Raw genomic sequence first — 12,255 nt, forward strand, 5'->3', positions numbered from 1 at the left:
GTCGCGGAGGGGAATGGGGGCCCTGCGCGAGGCGGGTTTCGAACTGGGCGCCTACCGCCCTGTCCTGGTGCCCGCGAAGGGGCCGCGCCTGCCCACCTCGTACTGCGTGCTCGGCACGGCGCGCCGCCCGGCGGACTCCTGACGTCCGGGGCGGGGCGGAGCAGCCGCGGGCGGGCGGGTCACAGGCTCCACTGGCACAGCCGCTCCGCGATCGCGTGCACGCTCGCGCCCTCCTCCTTCACCAGCCGGGCGAGGTCGCGCACCTGCTCGGGCGAGGTGACGACCTTCAGGCCGCTGGAGACGAGGTAGGCGTAGGCGACGGAGGAGGCGAAGAGGGCGTTGGAGCGTTCCAACGCGGGGATGTGGAGCAGTACTTGGAGGAGTGCCGCGGCCCGGTCGTGCGGGGTCTCGTAGACGGGTGTGCCGAATATCTCCGCCTCGTACCGGCTGAGGGCGGCGACGAGGGCGCCCCAGTCGGTGACCTGGGGGTCTCCGGGCGTCTTGTGTTCGGCGATCATCAGCAGCCAGGCAAGATCGATTCTGACGTTCAACGGCTCAACGTCGACCTTCACCGAACGGCCGCGCGCTCTCCTGGAGCGTGCGCACGGGGCGGACGGGCTCGCGGAGCGGCCTGGTGCCCTCACGCTCGGCGCCGAACTCCTCCGCGAAGACGGATTCGTACTGCTTCATGAAATCGGCCGCCGCCTCGACGAACGTGTGCCCGATCTCACCGGCGTCCTGTTTCACGAGTTCCTCTATGTAGCGGTTCACGCTCATGCCTCGGGCCAGGGCGCGCTCGCGCGCGGCCCGGGCGGTGTCCTCGTCCACCCGCACGTTCAGCTGAGTCTTCGCCATGCCTTCACGCTAGCGCCGGGGTGCTAGCGCGACAAGGGCGCCGGGACCATGCTCCCTACAACCGTCTCGGGCCCCGACCCCGGAGGGATACCGCGAGGCCGGTCCGTCCCACTACTCTCTGCGAAATCAAGGGAGTTGGCACGGGCACAACCCAGGAGGCGGCCTTGTCCACACCTGCTTCGGCACCGTCCACCGGCCGCTCGGGCCCTGCCGGGACCGCCGCGCGCGCCCGCGGTCTGACGAAGGCGTACGGCTCGGGCGAGACGACCGTGCTCGCTCTCGACTCGGTCGACGTGGACATCGCGCGCGAGCGTTTCACCGCCGTCATGGGCCCCTCGGGTTCGGGCAAGTCCACGCTGATGCACTGCCTGGCCGGGCTCGACAGCGTCTCGGCGGGCCAGGTCTGGCTCGGCGACACGGAGATCACCGGGCTCAAGGAGCGGGAGCTGACGCGGCTGCGGCGCGACCGCGTCGGCTTCATGTTCCAGTCGTTCAACCTGATTCCCACGCTCGACGCGCTGGAGAACATGACGCTCCCGATGGACATCGCGGGGCAGCGGCCCGACCGTCAGTGGCTGGAGCACGTGATCGACACGCTGGGTCTTCGCGATCGGCTGCGGCACCGCCCCGCGCAGCTGTCCGGGGGGCAGCAGCAGCGGGTGGCCTGCGCGCGGGCGCTGGCGTCGAAGCCCGAGCTGATCTTCGCCGACGAGCCGACGGGCAACCTCGACTCGCGGGCCGGTCTGGAGGTCCTCGGCTTCCTGCGCGAGGCGGTCGACCAGCTCGGGCAGACCGTCGTCATGGTGACGCACGACCCGGGCGCCGCGGCCCACTCCGATCTGGTGCTCTTCCTCGGTGACGGGCGGATCGTGGACGACATGGAGCGGCCGACGGCCGACGCCGTGCTCGAACGCATGAAGCGGTTCGACACCCTGCACGCGAAGGCGCCCGATCCCCTCGGCGGCCGGCGAAGTCGCGCGGCGCACGACAGAGCCGCCCGGCAGGCGCCCACCGACGGTTCGTCCGGGCCGAGTTGAGGCGGGGGACGCGATGCTGAAGGCGACGCTCAGAAGCTTCCTCGCGCACAAGGGCCGGCTCGTGCTGTCCGCGCTGGCCGTGATCCTGTCGGTCGCGTTCGTGGCGGGCAGCCTGATCTTCTCGGACACGGTGAGCCGTACCTTCGACCGGCTGTTCGCCTCCACGTCGGCGGACGTGATGGTCGCGCCGAAGGACGAACTCGAAGAGGCGCTGCCCTCCGGGCGCACGCCGACCGTCCCGGCCGGCCTGAAGGAGAAGGTCGCGAAGGTCATTGGTGTCGCGGACGCCCACATCGACGTGTCCGTCCAGAACGTCACCGTCGTCGACCGCGACAACGAATCGGTGGGCTCGACCACCGGCGCGCCGACCGTCGCCACCAACTGGTATCCCACCGACCGCAGCCCCGTGGAGCTGACCTCGGGCCATGCCCCGCGCGGCGCCGGCCAGGCGATGCTCGACGCGGACACGGCCGACCGGAAGGACGTCGGGATCGGCGACACCCTCACGATCCTCGCCCGCCCCGGCTCGTTCGAGGTCGAGGTCGTCGGCATCGCCACCTTCACCACCACCAACCCGGGCGCCGCCCTCGTCTTCCTGGACACCCCGACGGCCCAGCGCCGGCTCCTCGGCACGGCGGACACGGCGACGAGCGTCTCGGTGACCGCCGCCGAGGGCGTCGACGACGACGTCCTCAAGCGCAGGATCGCCGCCGAGATCGGCTCGGGCTATGAGCTGGAGACCGCCGACGAGCACGCCGACTCCGCCGCCGCCTCGCTGGGCGGCTTCCTGGACGTCGTCAAGTACGTGATGCTCGGCTTCGCCGGGGTCGCGGTGCTCGTGGGCGTCTTCCTCATCGTCAACACCTTCTCGATGCTGATCGCGCAGCGCACCCGGGAGCTGGGCCTGCTGCGCGCGCTGGGCGCCGACCGCAGGCAGGTGCGGCGTTCCGTGCTCATCGAGGCGCTGCTGCTCGGACTGCTCGGCTCGACACTGGGGCTGGCCGCCGGCATCGGCCTGGCCCTCGGCCTCATCGAGCTGATGGGCCTGCTCGGGATGAACCTCAAGTCGACGGAGATGGTCGTCACCTGGGCGACCCCTGTGGCCTCGTACGTCGTCGGGGTCGGCGTCACCTTCGTCGCGGCGTACCTCCCGGCGCGCCGGGCCGCCCACGTCTCGCCGATGGCGGCGCTCGCGGACGCCGAGATCGCCGGGGTGGGGCGGCCGCTGAAGGTGCGGGCGGTGGCCGGTTGCGTGGTCGGGGTGGCCGGGGCCGCCGCGCTGGCCGGCTGCGCGGCCGCCGACGAGACGTCCTCGGCGGCGTCCTTCCTCGGGCTCGGCATCGTCTTGACCCTGGTCGCGACCGTCGTCGCGGGCCCTCTCCTGGTGCGCCCGGTGATCCGGGTGCTGGGCGGCGCCTTCCCCGCCGTGTTCGGTTCGGTCGGCCGGATGAGCCAGCGCAACGCGCTGCGCAATCCGCGGCGAACGGGGGCCACGGCGGCCGCCCTGATGGTGGGGCTGGCGCTGGTCGGCGGCCTCTCGGTGGCGAGCGCGTCGATGACCGCGTCGTTCGACCGGCGGATCGACGAGACGCTCGGCGCGGACTTCGTGGTGCAGAACAGCAACTTCATGCCGTTCTCGCCGGAGGTCACGGGGAAGATCGAGGACACCGACGGCGCGGGCCTCGTCGTACGCCAGCGCTTCAGCCCCCTGGAACTGGCGCTGCCCGACGGCAGGCACGTCGAGTCGACCGCGGCGGGCTACGACCGACGGCTCGACGACATCGCCCACGTCACCTACACGACGGGGAACTCGCGGGCCGCGCTGGCGTCCGGACACCTCGGCATGGACAGGGAATTCGCGCACAAACACCGGGTGCGCGTCGGTGACGTGCTGACGGCGACGTTCCCCGGCGGGCGCGAGGCGAAGCTGACCGTGGGGGCGTTCACCGACCAGGGCTCGCCCGAGGGGTTCGGCGTGGAGGGAGGACTGTTCCTCGGGCTCGGCACGCTCGAGAAGTACGTGCCCGACGGGCAGGACTCCGCGGTGTACGTCAACGCGTCCGCCGGCACGGACGCCGGCACCCTGCGCGCACGCCTGCAGAAGACCCTCGACCCGTATCCGCAGGTCCAGGTGCGTGACCAGGCCGACTACAAGGAGCTGGTCCGCCAGCAGATCGCCGTCATGCTCTACCTCGTCTACGCGCTGCTGGGCCTCGCGATCGTCATCGCGGTGCTGGGCGTGGTCAACACCCTCGCGCTGTCGGTCGTGGAGCGCACCCGCGAGATCGGGCTGCTGCGCGCCATCGGGCTCGGGCGGCGCCAGCTGCGCCGGATGATCCGCCTGGAGTCGGTGGTGATCGCGGTGTTCGGCGCCCTGCTCGGTCTCGCGCTGGGCCTCGTCTGGGGCGTCGCCGCGCAGCAGGTGCTCGCCCTCCAGGGCATGGCGGAACTCGCCTTCCCGTGGACGACGATCGTCGCGGTGGTGGTCGGCTCCGTGGTCGTGGGCCTGGTGGCGGCGCTGCTGCCCGCGCTGCGGGCCTCCCGCATGAACGTGCTGGCGGCCATCGCGCACGAGTGAGGGGCGAGGGGGCGGGCGCGGGTCTGTCTCGCGTGAGTTCCGGGGTCGAGGGGGTACCAGGACGCCACCGAGCACGCCTCGGTCCGCATCCTGAAAAGCCGTGCCCGCCGTCCCGGGGCCGATGATGAGATGGAGCCATGAACGATCTGCGCACACGGGCTGCCGCGCCCGAGGACCTGGACGCGGTGCTCGCCTTCTGGAAGGTGGCCGCCGAGGGCACGAGCATCAGTGACGACAGCACCGGAGTGGAGCGCCTCGTGGCCCGTGACCCCGAGGCACTGATCCTGGCCGAACGCGGCGGGGAGCTCGCGGGCACGGTCATCGCGGGCTTCGACGGCTGGCGCTGCCACCTCTATCGCCTCGCCGTGCACCCGGAGCACCGCCGCCAAGGCGTGGGCTCGGCGCTGCTGGCCGCCGCCGAGGAGCGGTTCGTGCGCCTCGGTGGGCGGCGCGGCGACGCGATGGTCCTGGACGGCAACGCACTCGCCCACCACACCTGGCGCGCGGCCGGCTACGCCCCCGAGCCGCAGTGGAGCCGCTGGGTGAAGCCCCTCACGGACTGAGCACCGCCATGCGGCACCCCCGGCGCCTCTCCCGGCGTTCGCAAGCGCCTTTGCTGATCCTTTACCATGGGCGCATCACTCGTATCCCACTGAAAGGTGTGAGCGTCCGCCCATGGGCGAGCCTCCCAGTACCCGACATCGCGCATTCCTCCCGCCCCTGCCCGATCATGGGACGGAGGTGACCCGATGACCGAAGTGCTCCTGCTCCTCGTGGCGGTGCTGCTCTGTGTGGCATGCGGTGTCTTCGTCGCGGCGGAGTTCTCCCTCACCACGGTCGAGCGCAGCGAACTCGAACGGGCCGCCGAGCGTGGTGAGCGCGGCGCCGCCGGCGCGCTCAAGGCCGTCAAGAACCTGACGTTCCAGCTCTCCGGCGCCCAGCTCGGCATCACCGTCACCAATCTCGTGGTCGGCATGCTCTCCGAGCCCTCGATCGCCAAGCTGATCGCGGGCCCGCTGCGCGATCTCGGCCTGCCCGCCTCGGCCGCGTCCTCGGTGGCCCTCGTCATCGGTACGGCGCTGTCGACGGTCTTCTTGATGGTCATCGGCGAGCTGGTCCCCAAGAACTGGGCGATCTCCTCGCCGCTCGCCGTCGCCAAGCGCGTGGCGACGCCGCAGCGGCTGTTCAGCGCCGCCTTCCGGCCGTTCATCGCGCATCTGAACAACACGGCGAACCGTTCCGTACGCCGCTTCGGCATCGAGCCCGCCGAGGAGCTGGCCTCCGCGCGCGGCCCCAAGGAGCTGGTGGCCCTGGCCCGGCACTCGGCGCGGGAGGGCGCGCTGGAGGCGGACACCGCCGAGCTGTTCGTGCGCACGCTGAACCTCGCCGACCTCAGCGCGGAGAACGTGATGACGCCGCGCGTGCAGGTCATGGCCCTCGACGTCCACGCCACCTGCGAGGACGTCGCGAACGCCACCCGGGCGACCGGCCTGTCCCGCTTCCCCGTCTACCGCGGCAACCTCGACTCGGTCGTGGGCGTCGCGCACATCAAGGACGTGCTCGCCGTGCCCGCCGAACGCAGGCCGCGGGTATCGGTCGCCGAACTGATGCGCGAGCCCCTGCTGGTGCCGGAGTCGCTGACCGTGGACCGGCTCCTCGACCGGCTCTCGGGCAAGCGGACGATGGCCGTGGTCATCGACGAGTACGGCGGCACCGCCGGCGTCGCCACCCTGGAGGACATCGTCGAGGAGGTCGTCGGCGAGGTGCGGGACGAGCACGATCCGCACGAGACGCCCGACATCGCCACCGCGGGAGCCGACGAGGACGGCAGGACGCTCTACTCCGCGGACGGCGCCGCCCGCACCGACCAGCTCGCGCGCGTCGGCCTGCGGGCGCCCGACGGGCCCTACGAGACGCTCGCCGGACTCGTCGCGACGGAGCTGGGCCGCATCCCGGCCGTCGGCGACAGCGTGGAGGTCGGCGGCTGGCGGCTCGACGTCACGGACGCCGCCGGACACCGCGCCGCCCGCGTGCTGCTGCACGCCCCGCTGACCGAGGACGAGGCGGAGGACGCCCGATGACCGTCATCCAACTGCTGATCGGCTTCGCGACACTCGTCGTCAACGCCTTCTTCGTGGGCGCCGAGTTCGCCCTGATCTCCGTACGCCGCAGTCAGATCGAACCGCACGCCGAGGAGGGCGACCGGCGCGCCAAGAGCGTGATGTGGGGCCTTCAGCACGTCTCGGCGCTGCTGGCCGCGGCCCAGCTGGGCATCACGCTGTGCACGCTCGTCCTCGGCGTCGTCGCGGAGCCGGCGATCGCCCACCTCCTGGAGCCCGTGTTCAACGCGGTCGGCGTGCCGCACGGCCTGGTGCACCCCATCTCGTTCGTCATCGCGCTGGCACTGGCGACGTACCTGCACATGCTGCTCGGCGAGATGATCCCGAAGAACATCGCGCTCGCCGAGCCGGTGCGCACCGCGCTGCTGCTCGGTCCGCCGCTCGTGGCGCTCGCCCGGGCGCTGCGCCCGGTGATCTTCGCGATCAACGCGTTCGCCAACGGTCTGCTGAAGCTGTTGCGGGTCGAGGCGAAGGACGAGGTCTCGGCGAGCTTCTCGGACGACGACCTGGCCCGCATGGTCAAGGACTCCGGTGACGCGGGTCTGATCGACGGCCGCGCGCAGGAGCGCCTGCACGACGCGCTGGAGCTGGGCCGCCGCCCGGTCAAGGACGTGGTCCTGCCGCTGGAGGACGTCGTCTACGCGCGCGTGGGCGTCACTCCGGAGAAGCTGGAGAGCCTGTCGGCCGAGTCCGGCTTCTCCCGCTTCCCGGTCGTCGACGAGGGCCGGCGCATCGTCGGCTATCTGCACGTCAAGGACGCCCTGGACCGGGCGCCGCGGGATCTGCCGTTCCGGGTGCCCGACATGCGGAAGATCGCCCAGGTCCGTGAGACGACGCCGCTCGACGACGTGCTGACCGCGATGCGGGGCAGCCGTACGCATGTCGCCGCGGTGCTCGGCTCGGACGGCAGGCTCGCCGGGATGGTCACCATGGAGGACGTCCTGCGGGAGCTGTTCGGCCAGCCCGTCTGATCCGCTCCCGCCTCCGGGGCCCCGGCCCGCGGAGGCGGGATACGATCTCTCTCGCCATGCAGATGAATGCCAACTACACCAGTCTTGTCGCGGTCGGCGACTCCTTCACCGAGGGCATGTCGGACCTGCAGCCCGACGGCACCTACCGCGGCTGGGCCGATCTCCTCGCCGGCCGGATGGCGGCGCACAGCCCCGGCTTCCGGTACGCGAACCTCGCGGTGCGCGGCAAGCTGATCGGCCAGATCGTCGCCGAGCAGGTGGACGTGGCGGCCGCGATGCGGGCCGACGTGGTGACCCTGGTGGGCGGGCTCAACGACACGCTGCGCCCCAAGTGCGACATGCACCGCGTGCGCGACCTCCTGGAGGAGGCCGTCGAACGCCTCGCCCCGTCGTGCAAGCAGCTCGTCCTGATGCGCAGCCCCGGCCGGAACGGCCCCGTGATGGAGCGGTTCCGTCCGCGCATGGAGGAGCTGTTCGCCCACATCGACGACCTGGCCTCCCGCCACGACGCGCTGGTCGTCGATCTCTACGGCGCCCCGGCCCTCGGCGACCAGCGCATGTGGGACGTGGACCGGCTGCACCTGACGGCGGAGGGGCACCGCAGGGTCGCCGAGGCCGTGTGGCAGGCGCTCGGCCACCCGCCCGAGGAGGACTGGCGTACGCCGCTGGCGGCCGCCGTGCCGCTCACCTGGGCCAGGCGCCGCATCGCCGACGCGCGGTTCGCCAAGCAGCACCTCGTGCCGTGGATCGGCCGCCGCCTCACCGGCCGCTCCTCCGGCGACGGCCGCCCGCCCAAGCGTCCCGAGCTGCTCCCCTACGACGGCCCGCTCTTCTAGCGCATCCCGTCGCATCTCGGCCCTCCCCCGTCGGCTCTCGTAGCTTCCGACGAACGGGGGCGTGGCGCTGGCCTGCACGAACGCCCAGTAGAATCCGTACACGTGACTGCCGCGCCTGCAAAGCCCCGTATCCCGAACGTCCTCGCGGGACGTTATGCCTCCGCCGAGCTCGCCATCCTCTGGTCGCCCGAGCAGAAGGTGAGGCTGGAGCGTCAGCTCTGGCTCGCCGTGCTGCGGGCGCAGAAGGACCTCGGGATCGACGTCCCGGACGCCGCCATCGCCGACTACGAGCGCGTCCTCGACCAGGTCGACCTGGCCTCCATCGCCGAGCGCGAGAAGGTCACGCGCCACGACGTGAAGGCCCGCATCGAGGAGTTCAACGCCCTCGCCGGGCACGAGCACGTGCACAAGGGCATGACCTCGCGCGACCTCACAGAGAACGTCGAGCAGCTCCAGATCCGGCTCTCCCTGGAGCTGATCCGCTCGCGCACCGTCGCCGTCCTCGCGCGGCTCGGCAAGCTCGCCGGCGAGTACGCCGAGCTGGTCATGGCCGGCCGCTCCCACAATGTCGCCGCGCAGGCGACCACGCTGGGCAAGCGCTTCGCGACCGGCGCCGACGAACTGCTCGTCGCCTACCGCCGCCTCGACGACCTGCTCGGCCGCTACCCGCTGCGCGGCATCAAGGGCCCGGTCGGCACCGCCCAGGACATGCTGGACCTGCTCGGCGGCGACGCGGGCAAGCTGACCGAGCTGGAGGACCGCATCGCCGGGCACCTCGGCTTCGAGCGCGCGTTCACCTCGGTGGGCCAGGTCTACCCGCGGTCCCTGGACTACGAGGTCGTCACCGCCCTGGTGCAGGTCGCCTCGGCGCCGTCCTCGCTCGCCAAGACGATCCGGCTGATGGCCGGGCACGAGCTGGTCACCGAGGGCTTCAAGCCGGGCCAGGTCGGCTCGTCCGCGATGCCGCACAAGATGAACACCCGCTCCTGCGAGCGCGTCAACGGCCTCACCGTCATCCTGCGCGGCTACGCCTCGATGACCGGCGAGCTGGCGGGCGACCAGTGGAACGAGGGCGACGTCTCCTGTTCCGTCGTGCGCCGGGTCGCGCTGCCCGACGCGTTCTTCGCGCTCGACGGCCTCCTGGAGACCTTCCTGACCGTGCTCGACGAGTTCGGTGCCTTCCCGGCGGTCGTCGCGCGTGAGCTGGACCGCTACCTCCCCTTCCTCGCCACCACCAAGGTCCTGATGGCCTCGGTGCGCGCCGGCGTCGGCCGCGAGGAGGCCCACGAGGCCATCAAGGAGAACGCGGTCGCCGCCGCGCTCGCCATGCGCGAGCAGGGCGCCGAGCGCAACGAACTGCTCGACAAGCTCGCCGCGGACTCCCGCATCCCGCTGGACCGCGCGCGGCTCGACGAGCTGATGGCCGACAAGCTGTCCTTCACGGGGGCGGCGAGCGACCAGGTCGCCGCGGTCCTCGCGCAGATCGAGGCGCTGCTCAAGGAGCACCCGGAGGCGGCGGCGTACACGCCGGGCGCGATTCTCTGAGGCTCGTACCGTCGCGGGCGGCCCCGGGGTGTGCTGCCCCGGGGCCGCCCGCGTTCGCGGGAGCTACAGCCCCACGTCCCTCCTGCGGAAATCCTCCAGTGATTCGCGGCGGACGAGCAGCCGGGCGTGGCCGTCGGCCACCGCGACCACGGGCGGCCGGCCGACGAGGTTGTAGCCGGACGCCATCGACAGGTGGTACGCCCCGGCCACCGGCAGGGCGAGCAGGTCCCCGGGCCGCGTGTCACCCGGGAGCGGTACGCCCGAGGCGAGGATGTCGCCCGCCTCGCAGTGCCGCCCGACCACCGTCATCGCCTCCGGCCCGGCCGCGGCGCGCCGGCCGACCAGGCGGGGCGCGTACCGCACCCCGTACAGCGCGGGCCGCGGGTTGTCGCTCATGCCGCCGTCGACGGCGACGAAGGTCTGCCCGCCGGTCCGCTTGACCGCGAGCACCCGGTAGAGCACCACCCCGGCGGGCCCGGCGATCGCCCGCCCCGGTTCCACGACGAGCCGCGGCACGGGCAGGCCCGCCGCCGCGCAGCTCTCCACCAGCTCGGCGCGGACCTTGCGGGCGAGGGAGGCGATGTCGAGCGACTCCTCCCCCGGGCGGTAGGCGATGCCGTGGCCGCCGCCGAGGTCCAGTTCGGGGAGGGTCAGGCCGTGCTGGTCCTTGATCCGCGCCATCAGCCCGACCAGCCGGCGGACCGCGCACAGGTAGGGCTTCTCCGTGGTGATCTGCGAGCCGAGATGGCAGTGCAGGCCGACCAGGTCCAGCGTGGGCTGGCCGACTATGCGGGCGATGGCGTGCTGCGCCGAGCCGTCGGTGAGGGACAGGCCGAACTTCTGATCGTCCGTCCCCGTCCGGATCTTCACGTGCCCGCCGGCCGCGATGCCCGGCACCACCCGCACCATCACCTTCTGGCGACCGTCCGGCGGCACGGCGGCGGCCAGGCGTGCGATCTCTGACGCGCTGTCGATGACGATACGGCCGACGCCCAGCCGCAGCGCGGCCCGCAGGTCGTGCGGGCTCTTGGCGTTGCCGTGCAGCACGATGCGCTCCGGTGGGAAGCCCGTGGTGACGGCCAGCTCCAGCTCCCCCGCCGAGCAGACGTCGAGGCCGAGGCCCTCCTCGTCGATCCAGTGCGCCATGGCACGGCACAGGAACGCCTTGGCGGCGTAGAGCACTTCGGCGCCCTCGAAGGCCCGCAGATAGCGGCGGCAGCGGGCCCGTACGTCGGCCTCGTCGAGGAGGTAGACGGGGGTGCCGAAGCGCTCGGCGACGTCGGTGAGCGCGACTCCGCCGACGGCGACGTCGCCGTGCGCGAGCGGTGCGCTGGTCGTGGGCCATACGGCCAGGTCCCCGTCGGCCTGGCCCCTGTCGGGCGGGGCTTCGGGGGCCTGGGTTTCGGGGGCCTGAGGCAGGGTGGCCGTCAGCGGCGGGGACGGCAGTCCGGGGAGGGTCTTCATGGCAGGGGTCCCTTTCACCTTGTCTCAGCCGATCCGGAGGGGTCGCGCACCGGCCGGTGCCGCCGTGCCCGCCGCATGGGTCCGCACCGCGGGCGCCGGTCCGACGGGCTGCGCGGCCAGGGGCGGGTCGATGAGGATGCCGCGCACGCCCAAGGGCACGACCAGGGCACGCAGCGCGGGTTCGGAGAGCCTGATCCACGCCTGCCGGGGACCGAGGGCCTCGCTCAGGCGCACCACGCTGGTGAAGGCGACGGCGGTGCGCTCGCCGACGGGCGTGCGGAACAGACGGGCCACGCGGCCCGCGGGCCCCGGCCAGGCGGGGACGTACAGCGGCCCGGCCGGGCCGGTTTCACAGGGCTCGGGGTCCTCGCCGCACAGAAGCTCTGCCATGGGTTCCTCCAGTGGAGAGAGAAGCAAGGTGGAGAGAGAAGGCGTACGGAGACGTTATGCCCGGCACTGAGTGCCAACCGACCGTCGATAACGCGTCGTTGACGCGGCGGTGCCGCGCGCTGACGCGATCCTGGCGCGCCAACACCACCGGCACCGCGGGCACCACCCGCATCAGGGACGTGTCAACCGTGACCAGGCCCTCTTGAACGCGCTTACACGAGCCAGTTGGATGGCGAGGGTGCGGTGCGCGGCCCGGCCGTGCAGCGCGCGCACCGGTTCCGTTGCGGAGCCGCCGGGGTGGGAACCCGGCGCTGGAGGGGGCAGCCACGTGGAGGGGCTTGATCCCAGGGGTTAGCGGCGCGGACCTGCGGCGCTCGCTCCGCCCGCTCGAATTTTTCACCCGAAGGCCTCACCCGGAGGTCTTGCTCAAAGGTCACCCGAAGGTCTCGCGCAAAGTCA

Annotated in this window: 12 protein-coding genes; 8 read left to right on the forward strand and 4 right to left on the reverse strand. The window is 72.3% G+C overall.

Going from position 1 to position 12,255, the window contains the following annotated elements; genetic code table 11:
- Window positions 1-13: 13 nt before the first annotated feature.
- A complete protein-coding gene (locus tag ACZ516_RS12500) occupies window positions 14-142 on the forward strand; it encodes a hypothetical protein (RefSeq protein WP_469009968.1) in 129 nt (42 codons plus the stop codon).
- A gap of 37 nt (window positions 143-179) precedes the next feature.
- Here the strand turns inward: ACZ516_RS12500 and ACZ516_RS12505 are convergent, their stop codons facing one another.
- The gene (locus ACZ516_RS12505; RefSeq protein WP_469009969.1) at window positions 180-551 is read right to left on the reverse strand and encodes a fic family toxin-antitoxin system, toxin component; all 372 of its coding nucleotides are present in this window, start codon (window positions 549-551) and stop codon (window positions 180-182) included.
- 4 nt (window positions 552-555) lie between these two features.
- Window positions 556-855 carry an antitoxin gene (locus tag ACZ516_RS12510; RefSeq protein WP_358584674.1) on the reverse strand — a complete coding sequence of 100 codons (300 nt, stop codon included), beginning with the start codon at window positions 853-855 and terminating at the stop codon, window positions 556-558.
- 164 nt (window positions 856-1,019) lie between these two features.
- Between ACZ516_RS12510 and ACZ516_RS12515 the strand changes: the two genes are divergently transcribed.
- From ACZ516_RS12515 to purB, 7 genes are all read left to right on the forward strand, one after another.
- Window positions 1,020-1,892 (forward strand): ABC transporter ATP-binding protein, encoded by an 873-nt coding sequence (locus tag ACZ516_RS12515; protein WP_361082199.1) that lies wholly within the window; start codon window positions 1,020-1,022, stop codon window positions 1,890-1,892.
- 13 nt (window positions 1,893-1,905) lie between these two features.
- Window positions 1,906-4,470 carry an ABC transporter permease gene (locus ACZ516_RS12520; protein ID WP_469009971.1) on the forward strand — a complete coding sequence of 855 codons (2,565 nt, stop codon included), beginning with the start codon at window positions 1,906-1,908 and terminating at the stop codon, window positions 4,468-4,470.
- A gap of 137 nt (window positions 4,471-4,607) precedes the next feature.
- Window positions 4,608-5,033 carry a GNAT family N-acetyltransferase gene (locus tag ACZ516_RS12525; protein WP_361082195.1) on the forward strand — a complete coding sequence of 142 codons (426 nt, stop codon included), beginning with the start codon at window positions 4,608-4,610 and terminating at the stop codon, window positions 5,031-5,033.
- Window positions 5,034-5,219: 186 nt separating this feature from the next.
- Window positions 5,220-6,551, forward strand: a complete 1,332-nt coding sequence (locus ACZ516_RS12530; RefSeq protein ID WP_358584666.1) for a hemolysin family protein — start codon at window positions 5,220-5,222, stop codon at window positions 6,549-6,551.
- Entirely contained in the window at window positions 6,548-7,561 is a 1,014-nt protein-coding gene (locus ACZ516_RS12535) for a hemolysin family protein (protein ID WP_358584664.1), read from the forward strand. The genes ACZ516_RS12530 and ACZ516_RS12535 overlap by 4 nt, the downstream gene beginning before the upstream one ends.
- A gap of 56 nt (window positions 7,562-7,617) precedes the next feature.
- Complete coding sequence (locus ACZ516_RS12540; protein ID WP_468750506.1) at window positions 7,618-8,397, forward strand: SGNH/GDSL hydrolase family protein; 780 nt, start codon at window positions 7,618-7,620, stop codon at window positions 8,395-8,397.
- Window positions 8,398-8,499: 102 nt separating this feature from the next.
- Window positions 8,500-9,942 carry an adenylosuccinate lyase gene (purB, locus tag ACZ516_RS12545; protein WP_358584660.1) on the forward strand — a complete coding sequence of 481 codons (1,443 nt, stop codon included), beginning with the start codon at window positions 8,500-8,502 and terminating at the stop codon, window positions 9,940-9,942.
- A gap of 63 nt (window positions 9,943-10,005) precedes the next feature.
- Here the strand turns inward: purB and lysA are convergent, their stop codons facing one another.
- Window positions 10,006-11,406 (reverse strand): diaminopimelate decarboxylase, encoded by a 1,401-nt coding sequence (lysA, locus tag ACZ516_RS12550; RefSeq protein ID WP_469009974.1) that lies wholly within the window; start codon window positions 11,404-11,406, stop codon window positions 10,006-10,008.
- Between the two features lie 24 nt (window positions 11,407-11,430).
- The gene (locus ACZ516_RS12555; RefSeq protein WP_358584656.1) at window positions 11,431-11,796 is read right to left on the reverse strand and encodes an SAV_915 family protein; all 366 of its coding nucleotides are present in this window, start codon (window positions 11,794-11,796) and stop codon (window positions 11,431-11,433) included.
- Window positions 11,797-12,255: the final 459 nt, after the last annotated feature.

It is taken from the genome of Streptomyces sp. NPDC034037 (assembly GCF_055575715.1).